Origin of the sequence: Actinacidiphila bryophytorum (genome assembly GCF_016916835.1) — a bacterium.
Classification (GTDB): Bacteria; Actinomycetota; Actinomycetes; order Streptomycetales; family Streptomycetaceae; genus Actinacidiphila; species Actinacidiphila bryophytorum.
This window is the reverse complement of record NZ_JAFFIX010000024.1, coordinates 120,779-135,100: the sequence shown is the minus strand read 5'-3', so window position 1 is coordinate 135,100 and position 14,322 is coordinate 120,779. Positions and strand designations below refer to the sequence as shown.

The 14,322-nt window shown below is 70.9% G+C and carries 14 protein-coding genes and 1 tRNA gene; 7 read left to right on the top strand and 8 right to left on the bottom strand.

Annotation, left to right across the window (positions count from 1 at the left end):
- Nucleotides 1-214 precede the first annotated feature (214 nt).
- From JT723_RS28140 to JT723_RS28130, 3 genes are all read left to right on the top strand, one after another.
- Complete coding sequence (locus tag JT723_RS28140) at nt 215-1,558, top strand: DUF1593 domain-containing protein (RefSeq protein WP_205047615.1); 1,344 nt, start codon at nt 215-217, stop codon at nt 1,556-1,558.
- A 438-nt stretch (nt 1,559-1,996) separates the two neighbouring features.
- Nucleotides 1,997-2,224: a hypothetical protein gene (locus JT723_RS28135; protein WP_240166289.1), complete on the top strand. Its 228-nt coding sequence runs from the start codon at nt 1,997-1,999 to the stop codon at nt 2,222-2,224.
- 83 nt (nt 2,225-2,307) lie between these two features.
- The gene (locus JT723_RS28130; RefSeq protein WP_205047614.1) at nt 2,308-3,405 is read left to right on the top strand and encodes an integrase core domain-containing protein; all 1,098 of its coding nucleotides are present in this window, start codon (nt 2,308-2,310) and stop codon (nt 3,403-3,405) included.
- A 162-nt stretch (nt 3,406-3,567) separates the two neighbouring features.
- Here JT723_RS28130 and JT723_RS28125 read toward each other — a convergent pair.
- Both JT723_RS28125 and JT723_RS28120 read right to left on the bottom strand, forming a co-directional pair.
- A tRNA-Pro gene (locus JT723_RS28125) sits at nt 3,568-3,641 on the bottom strand.
- A gap of 99 nt (nt 3,642-3,740) precedes the next feature.
- A complete protein-coding gene (locus JT723_RS28120) occupies nt 3,741-4,298 on the bottom strand; it encodes a hypothetical protein (protein WP_205047613.1) in 558 nt (185 codons plus the stop codon).
- A 244-nt stretch (nt 4,299-4,542) separates the two neighbouring features.
- Between JT723_RS28120 and JT723_RS28115 the strand changes: the two genes are divergently transcribed.
- Complete coding sequence (locus JT723_RS28115) at nt 4,543-7,512, top strand: glycoside hydrolase family 2 TIM barrel-domain containing protein (RefSeq protein WP_205047612.1); 2,970 nt, start codon at nt 4,543-4,545, stop codon at nt 7,510-7,512.
- A 23-nt stretch (nt 7,513-7,535) separates the two neighbouring features.
- Here the strand turns inward: JT723_RS28115 and JT723_RS28110 are convergent, their stop codons facing one another.
- The gene (locus JT723_RS28110) at nt 7,536-8,720 is read right to left on the bottom strand and encodes an MBL fold metallo-hydrolase (protein WP_205047611.1); all 1,185 of its coding nucleotides are present in this window, start codon (nt 8,718-8,720) and stop codon (nt 7,536-7,538) included.
- Between the two features lie 221 nt (nt 8,721-8,941).
- On the opposite strand from JT723_RS28110, the gene JT723_RS28105 reads away from it, so the two are divergent.
- Nucleotides 8,942-9,145, top strand: coding sequence for a hypothetical protein (locus tag JT723_RS28105; RefSeq protein WP_205047610.1), 204 nt, complete (start codon nt 8,942-8,944; stop codon nt 9,143-9,145).
- A 216-nt stretch (nt 9,146-9,361) separates the two neighbouring features.
- Here the strand turns inward: JT723_RS28105 and JT723_RS28100 are convergent, their stop codons facing one another.
- On the bottom strand, nt 9,362-9,601 hold the full coding sequence (locus tag JT723_RS28100; RefSeq protein ID WP_205047609.1) for a DUF5302 domain-containing protein: 240 nt from the start codon (nt 9,599-9,601) through the stop codon (nt 9,362-9,364).
- A gap of 102 nt (nt 9,602-9,703) precedes the next feature.
- Between JT723_RS28100 and JT723_RS28095 the strand changes: the two genes are divergently transcribed.
- The gene (locus JT723_RS28095; protein ID WP_240166288.1) at nt 9,704-10,732 is read left to right on the top strand and encodes a saccharopine dehydrogenase family protein; all 1,029 of its coding nucleotides are present in this window, start codon (nt 9,704-9,706) and stop codon (nt 10,730-10,732) included.
- 116 nt (nt 10,733-10,848) lie between these two features.
- Here JT723_RS28095 and JT723_RS28090 read toward each other — a convergent pair whose 3' ends face one another.
- The 4 genes from JT723_RS28090 to JT723_RS28075 are packed head-to-tail and all read right to left on the bottom strand — an operon-like array spanning nt 10,849 to nt 13,715.
- Nucleotides 10,849-11,667 carry an SAM-dependent methyltransferase gene (locus JT723_RS28090; protein WP_240166287.1) on the bottom strand — a complete coding sequence of 273 codons (819 nt, stop codon included), beginning with the start codon at nt 11,665-11,667 and terminating at the stop codon, nt 10,849-10,851.
- Between the two features lie 34 nt (nt 11,668-11,701).
- On the bottom strand, nt 11,702-12,520 hold the full coding sequence (locus tag JT723_RS28085; protein WP_205047608.1) for an SAM-dependent methyltransferase: 819 nt from the start codon (nt 12,518-12,520) through the stop codon (nt 11,702-11,704).
- Between the two features lie 46 nt (nt 12,521-12,566).
- The gene (locus JT723_RS28080) at nt 12,567-12,848 is read right to left on the bottom strand and encodes a DUF397 domain-containing protein (RefSeq protein WP_205047607.1); all 282 of its coding nucleotides are present in this window, start codon (nt 12,846-12,848) and stop codon (nt 12,567-12,569) included.
- Between the two features lie 3 nt (nt 12,849-12,851).
- Nucleotides 12,852-13,715 (bottom strand): Sco1979 family transcriptional regulator, encoded by an 864-nt coding sequence (locus JT723_RS28075; RefSeq protein WP_491697043.1) that lies wholly within the window; start codon nt 13,713-13,715, stop codon nt 12,852-12,854.
- Between the two features lie 138 nt (nt 13,716-13,853).
- On the opposite strand from JT723_RS28075, the gene JT723_RS28070 reads away from it, so the two are divergent.
- Entirely contained in the window at nt 13,854-14,312 is a 459-nt protein-coding gene (locus JT723_RS28070; RefSeq protein ID WP_251513396.1) for an ATP-binding protein, read from the top strand.
- Nucleotides 14,313-14,322 lie beyond the last annotated feature (10 nt).

Genomic DNA, 14,322 nt, shown 5'->3' with positions numbered 1-14,322 from the left:
AGCTCCCTGGTAAACGGTCGGCCGCGGTAACAAGGTCGGCCGAGCGGGAAGCGAAAGGCGTGGCCGGATGGCACAGCCCCCAGACGTCCTGGGCGCGTGCCATCCGGTCAGCCCCGTTCTTGACGAGGTGCCGAGGGCGCACTACGGTCCAGTGGCACCTCATCAGTCACTACTGAATATATATTCACACCCAAGGAAGGGTGTAGCCGTGGCAATGAAGCGACGCGAGTTCCTGAGCCGAGCGGCCCGATCGACGACCGGCGCCCTGGTGGGCGTGGGGGTCGGAGCCGCAACCGCCACGCAGGCCCTCGCCGCGGTGCAACCGGCACGGCACGGCGGCGACGGTGCGCTCCGCCCGCGTGTGCTCGTCTCGACGGACATCGGCGGGACGGATTTCGACGACTTCCAGTCCATGGTCCATCTCCTGTTGTACGCGGACCGGTTGGAGATCGCCGGGTTGGTGTCCTCACCGTTCGGCGCCGGGCGTGTGGAGGACATCCTTCGGGTTGTCGATGCCTATGAGCGCGACTACGGCAATCTGAGAACATACTCACCGCACTACCCCTCCCCTGCGCGTCTGCGCGCGCTCAGCAAGCAGGGCGCCCGTGAGTCGGCCGGCAGCAGGGGCTTCGGTGAGCCGACCGAAGGGTCCCGCTGGATCGTGAAGTGCGCGCGGGAGGGGGACGATCTATTGAACGTCCTTGTCTGGGGAGGCATCGACGACCTTGCGCAGGCCCTTCACGACGCCCCCGACATCCTGCCGAAGCTGCGCGTGTACTACATCGGCGGGCCCAACAAACTGTGGGCGGTGGATGCCTACAACTACATCGAGACCCACCATCCCGAACTACGGATCATCGAGTCCGACGCGACCTACCGCGGCTTCTTCACCGGCGGCGACCAGAGCGGCGAGTGGGGCAACGCGGCCTTCGTGGAACGCCACGTCGCCGGGCACGGCGCGCTCGGTGACTTCTTCGCGACGCAGTCGCCGCAGGTCAAGATGGGCGACACACCGTCTGTGACATGGCTGCTGCAGGGCAGCCAGAACCCGGCGCTGCCGAGCTGGGGCGGGCAGTACGTTCGGGTGTGGGACGGCCGGAAGACCGTCTTCGACCGTCTGACCACGGCGGCGGACACCGCGGAGGTCTATGGCGTGGTCGAGTTCGCGATCCCCGCTCCGGAGAGCTACGGTCCGGGGAACACAGCGCGGATGGTGATCGACAACCGGACGTCAGGCCCGTTCCCCGTTGCCGTCAACGAGGGGAGTGTCCTGCGATTCCGCTTCTCACCGCGCGATCCGAAGGTGTGGCCGTACGTGATCCAGAGCGATCACCCGGCCCTGGACGGCCTGTCCGGTGCGGTCACCGCCGCTCCCCCACCCGCGGAGCGCGCGAGCACGCCATCGAGCTCACACCCGTACTGGTGGACCGACGACCAGGACCCGGCAGCCGCCGAAGGCCCCTGGGCGGGCGCGAAGCACGTCAGCCGATGGCGTCTGGAATACCTCAGCGATTTCTCGGCCCGGCTGGACCGCTGCAAGGCGCCCGCGCCCTGCTGAAGCCGAACGCTTCCTGCCGGACGTCTCACAGCGCCTGCGCCGGCTCACTCGCCATCACCATCCCCCTGGTCGGCGACGGCGGAAAAATGCAGCGCTGCCAGTCCCTGGGGGGAGGTTGGTCCGGGTGCCCACAGTCAGCTACCGCCGCTCCCCGTTGATCTGGAGGCCGACCTCGACGTCCACGACACATCGCTCCTTCGTCGCCCGGGCAGGGGCATCCACCGGGTAGGGCATACGTACCCGCCCCGCCACGGCCAGCAACGGTGCCGCAGTAAACGGCCAACGCTGCCCCTGCCGAAAACCTCATCCTCGCTGGTGAGAACCGGTGGAGGAGGCGCCCAGGCTAGGAGCCCTTAGGCGTCGGGTGGTGCTCTCGCGCGGTTGGCAGGCGCCCCGGCATGATGATCGATTGTGTTGCTGCGACTGGCCTAACTGACCGTGACGAACGCGTTCGCGATGCTGCGTCTGCTGCCCATGACCGATCGGGACCGGGACGCAGAAATCCTCGCGCTACGCCATCAGATCATCGTCCTGGAACGCCAACTCGGCCAAAATAGGTTGCGGTTCACCCAGAGTGATCGCGCGTTCCTCGCAGCACTGCTGCACCGGTTGCCGCGGAACGTTGCCCCTGCCGAGAACCTCATCCGCCCTGGTGAGAGCAGGTGAAGGATGTGCCCAGGGTTGGAGCCCGTAGGCATTCAGATGGTGCTCTCGCGCGATTGGCAAGCGCCCCGGCATGATGATCAATTGTGTTGCTGCGACTGGCTTACCTGACTGTGACGAACGCGTTCGCGATGCTGCGTCTGCTGCCGATGAGCGATCGGGACAAAGACGCGCAGATCCTCGCGCTGCGCCATCAGATCATGGTCCTGGAACGCCAACTCGGCCAAGAAAGGGTGCGGTTCACCCCGAGTGATCGCGCGTTCCTCGCAGCACTGCTGCACCGGCTGCCGCGGGACGTGCTCCGCCGGGTGCGACTGCTGGTACGCCCGGACACGGTACTGCGCTGGCACCGGGATCTGGTCGCGCGCCGCCACGCGGCTCGTTCCCGCCCGAAGCGATCCGGACGCCCACGGACCATACGCTCCGTCCGGCTCCTGGTACTGCGGCTCGCGCGGGAAAACCCCAGCTGGGGCTACCGTCGCATTCACGGTGAGCTCCTGGTCCTCAGCGTGAAAGTGGCTGCCTCCACCGTCTGGGAAATCCTCAAGGACGCCGGCATCGAGCCCGCACCGAAGCGGGCCTCGAGTACGTGGGCTGACTTCGTGCACTCCCAGGCCGACGCCCTGCTGGCCTGCGACTTCCTGGAGACAGTCACCCTGTCCGGGGCGCGGGTGTATATCTTCGCGGTAATCGAGCACGCCAGCCGACGGATCCGGATCCTCGGCGCGACCGCACATCCCACCACGTCCTGGGTGACCCAGACCGCAAGGAACCTCGTCATGGACCTCCAGGACGCCGACTGCCGCGCGCGGTTCCTGATCCGAGACCGGGACGGGAAGTTTCCCGCTCTGTTCGACACCATCCTCGCCGACGCCGGGATCGAGGTCGTGCTCAGCGGCATCCGGATCCCACGCATGAACGCGATCATGGAAAGATGGGTGCAGACCTGCCGCCGCGAACTCCTCGACCGCACCCTGATATGGAACCAGCGCCACCTGCTCCACGCCCTGCGGGAGTTCGAGGAACACTACAACTCCCACCGACCCCACCAAGGCATCGCCAACACCCGTCCGCTACACCTGTTGCCCGCGCCAATCACTGATCCGGGGCAGATCTCCCGCCTCGACATACGAAAGCGCGACCGGCTCGGCGGCATCCTCCACGAGTACCAACATGCCGCGTGACCTGCATGGATGAGGTTTTCGGCAGGGGCAGGGTTTTCTGCGCCCGTGGTCCCCAATTGGTCCCCAGGAGCCTGACGGCCCATCACATGGAAACCGTTGCCGACAACAACGAAGGCCCGCTGACCTGGCCATATGCCAGTCCAGCGGGCCTTCCGTGCACCGTCGGGACGACAGGATTTGAACCTGCGACCCCCTGACCCCCAGTCAGGTGCGCTACCAAGCTGCGCCACGTCCCGGTGCTTGGCCGCTTCCGGGGGGTGATCCCCGGGGGGCCGTGCACGAGAACAATACCTCACGTCGGGAGGTGTTCGCTCGCACCGGGGTGGGGGTGGGGGCTACACCTCGTGCTCGGGGGGTGACGGGGGTGTGGGTGGGGCGGGCGGGGTGGGGGCGGGCTTGGGGCGGGGCTGGGGGGCGGCGTGGCGGCGGGCGTCCTCCGCGCTGTTCTGCGCGCCCAGGGTGCCGAAGTAGAAGCCGGCCACCGTGGCCAGCACGGTCATCAGCGAGGTCACGATGGTCTTGCGCAGGTCGCCGGAATCGGGGCCCGAGGACAGCATGGCCACCGCGAGGGCGAAGCCGACCAGGGCCAGGATCAGGACGGCGATGATGCTGCGGGTCAGGCCGCGGACGCCGCGGGGCTCGCGCAGGTCGCGGAGGAAGTCGCGGACCTCGTGGTCGGTGGCCGCGCGGTCGATCAGCTGGTCGGTGAGCTGGCGGCGCCAGGCGGTGGCACGGCGTACGTCCATGATCAGCGGTATGACGGCGACCGCCGCGATGACGACGACCACGGCCGCGATCAGCACGAGGGCCCAGCCGCCCTTGAGGCCGCTGATCGGTTCCGCGGCGGATGCGGCCGCCGACGTGACCGCGGTCACGTGTGGTGAGTGAGTCATGGCACTGCCCCCCAGTCCTTCGGGCGGGCAGGATCCCAGTGGCCCGGCGGGACGGTCAAGTCCGCCTCGGGACACCGGGGTTCGGCGCCGGCGGCCGGGGAGCCGCGGGTGGGCCGGGCAATTCGGTGATCGGTACATCTAGCGGCAGGCCCGCCGCCTCAGCAGAATCGGTGCAGTGGATCAACCGGGCCGGCAGGCCCGGCGCGCGCGACACGGCGGATCCGGGAACTGAGGAGCAGCAACGATGCACGAGCCGGAGCCGTCCGCGGCCGTTCCGTACTACGAGGACATGGCCCCCGGCACGGGAGCACTGCCGCCGCGCGCGTGGTGGCCGGCCTCCGACGCGCGGCGGGTGGGGCTCGGCGGGGCCTGGCGCTTCCGGCTGTCGGCGACGGCGCAGGCCGAGGACGACTCCTTCGCGCGGCCGGGTTACGACGCGGCCCGCTGGGACGTGCTGCCGGTGCCGTCGCACTGGCCGCTGCAGGGGTACGGGCAGCCGGCGTACACCAACGTCCGCTACCCCTTCCCCGTCGACCCGCCGTACGTGCCGACCGAGAACCCGACAGGGGACCACCTGCGGACCTTCGACCTGCCGGACGACTGGCCGGGGGGCGCGGCGGTGCTGCGCTTCGAGGGCGTGGACTCCTGCGCCCGGGTGTGGCTGAACGGGACGGAGCTGGGCACCTTCAAGGGCAGCAGGCTGCCGGTGGAGTTCGAGGTCGGCGAGCTGCTGCGGCCGCAGCAGAACGTGCTGGCGGTACGGGTGCACCAGTGGTCGTCCGGCAGCTACCTGGAGGACCAGGACATGTGGTGGCTGCCGGGGATCTTCCGCGAGGTCACGTTGATCGAGCGGCCCGAGGGTGCGGTCACCGACTTCTTCGTGCACTGCGGCTACGACCACACCACCGGCACCGGCACCCTGCGGGTGGACTGCGAGCCCGGCGGCACCGTGACGGTGCCGGAGCTGGGCCTGGACATCCCCACGGGCGAGCCGGTGATCGTGCCGGTCGAGCCGTGGTCGGCGGAGCTGCCGCGGCTGTACGACGCGGAGCTGGCGACCGAGGGGGAGCGCATTCCGCTGCGGATAGGCTTCCGTACCGTGGCCGTCGAGGACGGCGTCCTGAAGGTCAACGGGCGGCGGATCGCCTTCCGCGGGGTGAACCGGCACGAGTTCGACCCGGACCACGGGCGCGCCCTGGACCAGGAGACGATGCGCGACGACCTGCTGCTGATGAAGCAGCACAACATCAACGCGGTGCGCACCAGCCACTACCCGCCGCACCCGGCCTTCCTCGACCTGTGCGACGAGCTGGGCATGTGGGTGATCGACGAGTGCGACCTGGAGACGCACGGCTTCGAGGAGGTCGGCTGGCGGGGCAACCCGGTGGCCGACGAGCGGTGGACGCCGGCGCTGCTGGACCGGGCGGCCCGCATGGTGGAGCGGGACAAGAACCACCCGTCGGTGGTGATGTGGTCGCTGGGCAACGAGTGCGGCACCGGCGCGGGGCTGTCCGCGATGGCGTCCTGGATCAGGGAGCGCGACCCGGCCCGGCCCATCCACTACGAGGGCGACCTGTCCTGCGCTGACGTGGACGTCTACTCGCGGATGTACGCCGACCACGCCGAGTCCGAGCTGATCGGCCGGCGCGCGGAACCCCCGCTGGCCGACGCCGAGTCGGACAAGCGGCGGCGCAATATGCCCTTCATCCTGTGCGAGTACGCGCACGCGATGGGCAACGGGCCTGGCGGGCTTGCCGAATACCAGCGGATCTTCGACACCTACGAGCGCTGCCAGGGCGGTTTCGTCTGGGAGTGGATCGACCACGGGCTGCGCCGGCGGACCGCGGACGGGACGGCGTACTTCGCCTACGGCGGCGACTTCGGCGAGGAGCTGCACGACGGCAACTTCGTCTGCGACGGGCTGCTCTTCCCCGATCGCACGCCCTCCCCCGGCCTGGTCGAGTACAAGAAGGTGATCGAGCCGGTACGGATCGCGGGCGACGTGGGGCGCGGGCAGGTGACGGTGACCAACCGGCACGACTTCGCGGACCTGTCAGGGCTGGCCTTCAGCTGGACGTACGAGGTGGCGGGAGTCGCCGGCGACTCGGGCCGCTTCACGGTGCCGCTCACGGGTCCCGGACAGAGCGCCGTCCTCGACCTGCCGCCGATGCCCCGCTCCCCGGCGGAGGGCGAGGCCTGGTGGACGGTACGCGCCGTGCTCGCCGAGGACACCGCGTGGGCGCCGGCGGGACACGAGGTCGCCTGGGCACAGTTCCCGGCGGCCCAGCGGGGCCCCGGCGGCCTCGGCGCCGCCGACCGGGTGCACGGGGGCGCCCCGCACGCCCCGCGCCTGGCCGAGGGCGGCATGGTCGTCCTCGGCCCCGGCACCTTCGACGCCGCCACCGGCGCGCTGCGCTACCTCGCCGGCGCCCCGCTCGAAGCGCCCCGGCTGGACGTCTGGCGGGCGCCCACCGACAACGACCGCGGCATGCCGTGGTTCCCCGACAGCCAACTCGACCGCCAGTGGCGGGAGTCGGGCCTGCACCGCATGCGCCACCGGGTGGTGCGGGTGGCCGTCGGCGGCGACACGCTGACCGTCACCACCCGGGTCGCCGCGGCCGCCGCCGACAACGCGCTGCTCACCGTGTACACCTGGAGCGCGGCCGGCGACCGGCTGCACCTGGACGTCGCCGTGACCCCCGAGGGCGAATGGCGGCTGCCGCTGCCCCGGCTCGGCGTGCGGATGGGGCTGTGCCCGACGCTGGACTCCGTCGAGTGGTACGGCGGCGGGCCGGGCGAGGCGTACCCGGACAGCCGCACCGCGGCCAGGGTCGGGCGCTGGCGCGCGTCGGTCGAGGAGTTGCAGACCCCGTACGTGCGCCCGCAGGAGAACGGCGCCAGGCCGGATGTGCGCTGGTCGGAGCTGCGCAGGGCCGACGGCTCCGGCCTGCGCATCGAGGGGGCGCCCGCGTACTGGCTGACCGCCAGGCCGTGGAGCACCGAGGCGCTGGACGCGGCTCGGCACACCACCGACCTGGTGCGCGAGGAGACGCTGTGGGTGCATCTGGACCATGCGCTGCACGGCCTGGGCAGTGCGTCCTGCGGTCCCCTCACGCTCCCCGGCGACCGGCTGGAGGCGGCGCCCGCCGCCTTCTCCTTCACCTTCGTGCCGCTGGAGGCCACCTGGTGCGTCCCGCCGGGCGTGGAGCAGTAGCCGGCTCTCGGCCCGGTAGCCGGCTACTCGGCCACCTCGTAGTCGGCTGCGGGCCGGTCGGCAGGGGCGGCGGGCTCGGGGTGTGCGGGCCAGCCGCCGGCGGGTGCGACGGCGATCTCGCGCCACCACCAGTCGTCGGGCTGCGGCTGCGCGGGCTCGAAGGGCGCGCCGACCCGCGGGGTGGCGACGGCGGCACCGGCGGCGCGGGCCGCGGCCACCGTGCCTTCGGCGGGCTCGGCCCAGGGGTGCTGGGCGAGGTTGAAGGTGCCCCAGTGGATGGGCAGCATCACGCCGTGCGGGAGGCCGCCCGACAGGTCGATGTGTGCCTGCATGCCCTCGTCGGGCGTCATGTGGATGTCCGGCCAGAACTCGCTGTAGGCGCCGATCTGGATCATCGTGGCGTCGAAGGGGCCGTGCTCGGCGCCGATGTCGGCGAAGCCGGGGAAGTAGCCGGTGTCGCCGCTGTGGAAGATCCGGTGGGTGCCGTCGGTGACCGCCCAGGACGCCCACAGGGTCTGCTGCCGGCCGCGCAGGCCGCGCCCGCAGAAGTGCCGGGCGGGGGTGGCGGTCAGCCGCAGGCCGCCGATCTCGTTGGACTCGTTCCAGTCCAGTTCGTGGATGCGGGCCGCGGACACGCCCCAGTGCTCCAGGTGGGCGCCGACGCCCAGCGGCACCGCGAACACGACGTCGCTGCGGACGAGTTCGACGATGGTGGGCATGTCGAGGTGGTCGTAGTGGTCGTGCGAGATGACCACGACGTCCAGGCCGGTCAGCGAGCCCAGCGGGACCGGCGCGGGGTGCATGCGGCGCGGCCCCGCGAAGGTGAAGGGCGAGCAGCGCTCGCCCCACACCGGGTCGAACAGCACCCGGCGCCCGCCGATCTCGGCCAGTACCGTGGAGTGCCCCGTCCAGGTCAGCCGCAGCCCCGAGGCGGGCGGAACCGCGATGTCGGCGAGCGTGGTGGGGTGGACCGGGATGGGCCTGGTCGGCTTCCTGGTCACCCGGGCCTCCTTGCGGAGGCTCGCGGGCAGCGACTTGAGGAAGTCGCTGCCGGGTCCCGGCCCGACGCCGACGGGGTTGACGAAGGCGCCGTCGGCGTAGTTCGGCGACCTCAGGATACGTTCGAGGCGCTCGCCCGCGGGGTCGGCCCCGAAGGCCGCCGGGCGCGCTTTCACGAGGCGGGACGGCTGTCGACCGGCGCCGGTCACGTTTCCTCCAGGCGGATCGTTCGATCGGCGGAATATCCGCCTGTTCCATTATGCGGTCGGCTGCGGATCTTCACGGGGTGATGATCTTCATGTGCCGCGTGCACTGACGGCCGGCCCGGCCCCGGGGCCGGTGCGAAGCCTGGTGTTCGTGGTGGGCGCGGCTACTGCCGGGTTACCGTGGATTTTCCGGCGCAGGCCGGAAGTGACCGAGGGGGGACCTCATGACCGTAGTTGTCGTCACACTCGTCGTCGTCGCCGTTGCGGTGGCGGCCGCCGTCGCCGTCCTGCGCCGCCGGGGGGCGGCCCACGGGGTGGATGCCGCCGGGGACCGGCAGCATGAGGCGGCCCGCGGGTACGAGCGGGCCGTGCATGACGCGCGGACCGTCCATGGGGCGTCCGCAATGGGCGACCAGTACCACCGCTGAGGCGCCCGCCGGGGGCTCCGCCCCGGTGCGGGTGGTGGCGGATCTGCCGAACCCGGGGGCGTAAGCCCACGTCAGCAGCGTGCCGACGGCAGGTCAGATGGCGCAACACCGCGGCAACACCATGACGCGTCGATGACAGCCGACCGCTCGCCCGATCAGGCCCGGGGGGGGAAGGGCGCCGTTCAGGGGGAAGGGCGCCCATCTACCCTCGCGGCGTCAGCCGCTTTTGCGGCGGAATTCGCGCGGTCCGCCCGCGCGCCCATGCGCACCGTGGATCTTGGACTGGTCCGGGCCGTTCCCGGTGCCCCCGGCGCCCCGCCGGGACCCCTGCTTGCGTTCGAGCGCCTCGCGGAACTTCCGCTTGACCTCGTCCTCCTCGGCGTCCGCGGCGGCCGGTGCCGCCGCGTCCGGCTCCTCGGAGGTCGGTTCTGCGGCTTGCTGTTCTTGGTCGGTCATGGCACAAGAATCGCATGCCGGGGCCGTAGCGCCCACCCGATATCGCCGACGCGGGCGGCGCGTGTACGGTTCGGGTCACGCCGTCGGAGGAGGATCGGACGTATGACCTGGCTGTTGTACGGCGCCACCGGCTACACCGGCAGGATGGTCGCCCGCCGCGCCGTCGCCCTGGGTATGCGCCCTGTCCTGGCCGGCCGCAGTGCGGCGAAGGTGGTGCCGCTGGCTGCGGAACTCGGGCTGGAGCACCGGGTGTTCGGCCTGGACGAGCCGGGCGCGGTGCGCCGCGGCCTGGCCGGTGCGGACAGCGTCGCGCACTGCGCGGGCCCCTTCGTGCGGACGGCGCTGCCGATGGCGACGGCCTGTGTGGAGACGGGCACGGACTATCTGGACATCACCGGTGAGATCGAGGTGTTCGAGTCGCTGCACGCGCTGGGCGCCCGTGCGGCGAAGGCGGGGGTGACGCTGCTGCCGGGTGCGGGCTTCGACGTGGTGCCGACGGACTGCGTGGCCGCGCTGCTGGCGGCGCGGCTGCCGGACGCCACGCAGTTGGACCTGGCCTTCGTGACGCGCGGCGGGGCGAGCCCCGGCACGGTGCGTACCGCGGTGGAGAGCGCGGCGGACGGCGGGCGGATCCGTTCCGGCGGCGAGATCCGTACCGTGCCGTTCGGGTCGCGGCAGGTGCGGGCGGCTTTCCCTTCGGGGGCGCGGACGGTGGTGTCGGTGCCGTGGGGGGATGTCAGTACCGCCTACCACTCGACGGGCATCCCGGACATCACCACGTACACGGCGGTGCCGGCGCCGGCGCTGGCGGCGACACGGGTGCTGCGGCTCGGGCCGCTGCGCGGGGCGGTCGGGGGTGCGCTGGGGCGGCTGGTGCGCGGTCCTGGCGAGCGGGCGCTGAACGGTTCGGGCTGCGAGGTGTGGGGGCGGGCCAGGGACGCGGCGGGCAACTCGGTGTCGGCGACGCTCACCGGACCGAACCCGTACCGGATGACGGTGGACTCGGTGCTGCGGATCGTAGGGCAGCTGCCGGACCTGCCGGCGGGGTTCCAGACGCCGTCGCGTGCGCTGGGCGCTGACTTCGCGAGCACCCTGGACGGTGTGGTGGTGGCGGTGGCCGCGCTGCGCTGAGGTGCGCGGACCGGTCGGACGACGGCCGAGCGGCCCGAGATGACCGCTGCGGCCGCCGTCCTTCCCTTCCCCGGTGTTAGTTGGTCCGTGGGGGCGCCCGCGGGGGGGCGCCCGGTTCAGAGCTTGACGCCGACGCCGCCGTAGGTGCCGACGTGGCTCAGCTCGGCGGCTGTCGGCAGTTCGCCTTCCGGGTGCCACAGCGGGATCTGCACCAGCCCGGGATCGACCAGGTCGAAGCCGTCGAAGAACGGCAGCACCTGCTCGTAGGACCTGGTGGTGACCGTCGCGGTGGCGCCGCGGTCCTTGTAGACCTCCTTGGCGTCCTCCACGCCCGTCTCCGGGGAGTGGAAGTCGCTGGTGGCGTGGCTGAGGACCAGCCGGCTGCCGGCGGGCAGGGCGTCGCGGTAGGCGGCGACCAGCCCCGCGGGGTCCTCGTCGTCCTTGACGAAGTGCAGGACGGCGACCATCAGCAGGCCGATCGGCTGGTCCATGTCGATGAGCTTGCCGATGGTGGGGTGCCCGAGGATCGCCACCGGGTCGCGCAGGTCGGCGAGGAAGAAGCCGGTGTTGCCCGCGCCCAGCAGGTGGGCGCCCGCGTGGGTGGCGACGATGGGGTCGTTGTCGACGTAGGCGACCCGGACGTCGGGCGACACCTCGTGCGCGACCTGGTGGGTGTTGGGCGCGGTCGGGATGCCGGTCCCGATGTCGATGATCTGCCGGATGCCGCTCCTGGCCAGGTGGCGTACCGCCCGGTGCATGAAGCGCCGGTTGGCCCTGGTGGTCGGCACGATGTCAGGGAAGAGGTCGATGACCTGCTGCGCCGCTTCCCTGTCGACCTCGTAGTTGTCTCTCCCGCCGAGGAAGAAGTCGTACATGCGGGCCGGGTGCGGCCTGCTGGTGTCTATCTCCCCGACGGGGAAGCCCTGCTCGGTCAACACCGTCCTCCGGTTTCTGCTCGGGTCCTGCGTGTCAGTTCTTGATGCCGACGCCGGCGTAGAAGCCGACGTTGGCCAGGTCGGCCGGCTTCGGCGGCGGGCCGTCGGGGCGCCACGCGGGCGGCTGGACGAGGCCGGGTTCGAGCAGGTCGAAGCCGTCGAAGAAGTCCAGCACCTCGGCGTGGGAGCGCAGCGTCAGGGTGGCGGTGGCACCGCGGTCCTGGTAGACGTCCCTGGCCTGTCCTGCGTCGCCGTCGAGCTGGTGGAAGTCGCCGGTGGTGTGGCTGAGGACCAGGTAGCTACCGGCGGGCAGCGCGTCGCGGTAGGCGGCGACCAGGCCCGCGGGGTCCTCGTCGTCCTTGACGAAGTGCAGCAGCGCCACCAGCATCAGCCCGACCGGCTGGTCGAAGTCGATGAGCTGGCTGATGGTGGAGTGCTTCAGGATGGCGTCGGGGTCGCGGACGTCGCCGAGGAAGAAGCCGGTGTTGCCCCTGCCCAGCAGGTGGGCGCCGGCGTACGTGGCGACGATCGGGTCGTTGTCGACGTAGGCGACCCGGACGTCGGGCGACACCTCGTGCGCGACCTGGTGGGTGTTGGGCGCGGTCGGGATGCCCGTGCCGATGTCGATGATCTGCCGGATGCCGCTCTCGGCGAGGTGCCGCACGGCCCGGTGCATGAAGCGCCGGTTGCCCAGTGCCATGGGCACGATGTCCGGGAAGAGGTCGATGACGCGCTGGGCGGCTTCCCTGTCGACCTCGTAGTTGTCCCTGCCGCCCAGGTAGTAGTCGTACATCCGGGCGGGGTGCGGCCTGCTGGTGTCTATCTGCTCGGCGGTAAAGCCCTGATCGGTCAACGCCGTCCTCCGGTCATTGCTGTGGTGCGTGGTGCTGCGTGGTGGTTCAGCCGAGCAGGAAGTCCGCTTCGCCGGCTTTGGCGCCCAGGATGAAGGTGGTGATCTCGTGGTTGCTGTAGATCAGCGCGGGGCCGTCGGGGTCGGTCGACTGGCGCAGCGCCACCCTGCCGTCGTTGAGCTTCTTGGCCTCGACGCACGAGCCGCCGTTGCCGCCGCTCCACGGCTTCCGCCACCCCTCGACACCGAGTTCGTTGGCGGGCATCCCGTTGTAGATTCCGTCGTATACGTCCTCGTACCCGCATATGCCGTCATTGCCGACGCGATCCATCGTTCAGATCTCCTTGCGCATGCCATCGAGGATGGCTTTGGTGCTCTGTGCTGGCGCGGCCTGCGCGCACATCCGGTCCAGCGCTTCGAGGAACGCGGACACGTCGTCGCGTTCGTCGAAGTAGACGCCGCCCACCAGGCTTTCGGCGTAGGCGATGTCGGGGATCTCGTTGAGCTGGAACCGGAAGATGTGGAAGGGGCCGTACATGGCCGGGTGCGGCCCGGCGGCGAACGGCATGATCTGCAGCCTGACGTTGGGCAGCTCGGTGGCTTCCATCAGGCGTTCCATCTGTTCGCGCATCACCCGCCGGCCGCCGATCGGGCGCCGCAGCACCGTCTCGTCCATCACGATCCACAGCAGGGGCGCGTCGGTGCGGGTGACCAGCGCCTGGCGCTCGGTCCGCAGGGTCAGCAGCCGGTCGATCTCCTCGGGGGCGGCGTGCGGCAGCCCCGCGCGCAGCGTGGCCCGGGCGTAGTTGGCGGTCTGCAGCAGCCCCGGGACGTAGGCCGGCTCGTAGGCGCGGATGACCGCCGCCTCGCCTTCGAGGCTGACGAAGGCGCTGAACCAGTCGGGCAGGACGTCGCGGAAGCTGTGCCACCAGCCGGGGCGGTTGGCCTCGCGGGCGAGCGCGAGGAAGCCGCTGATCTCCTCGGGAGAGGTGATTCCGTACGTGACGAGGAGTTTCTCGACATACGGGATCTTCAGCCCGACTTCCGCCTTTTCCATCCGGCGGATCGTGGCGTGGGTGACGTCCAGCGCGCGGCCGGCCTCCTCCAGGCTGATGCCGGCCTGCTCCCGCAGATCCTGAAGGCGCTTGCCGAGGACCATGCGCAGGACGGTCGGGGCTCCTCCCGGCCGGGGGTCCATCACGTGGCTCTCCTCCAACTTCCTTGGCTGAGAAGCAGTCTGTCATGTTGTCAGCGCACGGAACAGCATGTAGCGCCGATTCTGTAATTTACAGATCGGACCTTGCCATGTGTCCCGCGCGAGCCTCATAGTTACGGAGTGGTTCCTTCACCTGACGCCCTCCGGCGCGAGCGCCGCGACGGTGTCGGCCACCCCGGCCGCCGTGACGTGTTCAGGCTGCCCGCGCTCAGCGCGTCCGTAGCGGACGCCCGCGGGCGGATACGGGCGCGTTTGCGGGAATGGGGGGCCGGCGCGGAACTGCGCGACGACGCGAGCCTGGTGGTGACCGAACTGTTCACCAACGCCGTACGGCACACCGACAGCGAGAAGATCACGTGTGTGCTGCACGACTGCGGCAGCGTCGTCAGGGTCGAAGTGACCGATCAGGGCCGGGGGGCGGGCGTGCCGGCGCCCGGGGTCGCCGGTGCCGATGAGGAGGGCGGGCGGGGGCTGCTGCTTGTCAGCGTGCTCTCGCTGGCATGGGGGTCGGACCCGGCGGAGGATGGTGCAGGTCGAGTGGTGTGGGCGGAATTGGCCGCCCACCGCGCTCCCCACTGACCGCACTGCC

What these genes read in the sequence shown, in the direction of transcription:
- JT723_RS28120 (WP_205047613.1), bottom strand. Translation starts at nt 4,298, where the DNA reads ATGACTCACTCACCACACGTGACCGCGGTCACGTCGGCGGCCGCATCC.
- JT723_RS28095 (WP_240166288.1), top strand. Translation starts at nt 9,704, where the DNA reads ATGACCTGGCTGTTGTACGGCGCCACCGGCTACACCGGCAGGATGGTC.
- JT723_RS28080 (WP_205047607.1), bottom strand. Translation starts at nt 12,848, where the DNA reads ATGGATCGCGTCGGCAATGACGGCATATGCGGGTACGAGGACGTATAC.
- JT723_RS28100 (WP_205047609.1), bottom strand. Translation starts at nt 9,601, where the DNA reads ATGACCGACCAAGAACAGCAAGCCGCAGAACCGACCTCCGAGGAGCCG.
- JT723_RS28140 (WP_205047615.1), top strand. Translation starts at nt 215, where the DNA reads ATGAAGCGACGCGAGTTCCTGAGCCGAGCGGCCCGATCGACGACCGGC.
- JT723_RS28075 (WP_491697043.1), bottom strand. Translation starts at nt 13,715, where the DNA reads ATGGACCCCCGGCCGGGAGGAGCCCCGACCGTCCTGCGCATGGTCCTC.
- JT723_RS28115 (WP_205047612.1), top strand. Translation starts at nt 4,543, where the DNA reads ATGCACGAGCCGGAGCCGTCCGCGGCCGTTCCGTACTACGAGGACATG.
- JT723_RS28105 (WP_205047610.1), top strand. Translation starts at nt 8,942, where the DNA reads ATGACCGTAGTTGTCGTCACACTCGTCGTCGTCGCCGTTGCGGTGGCG.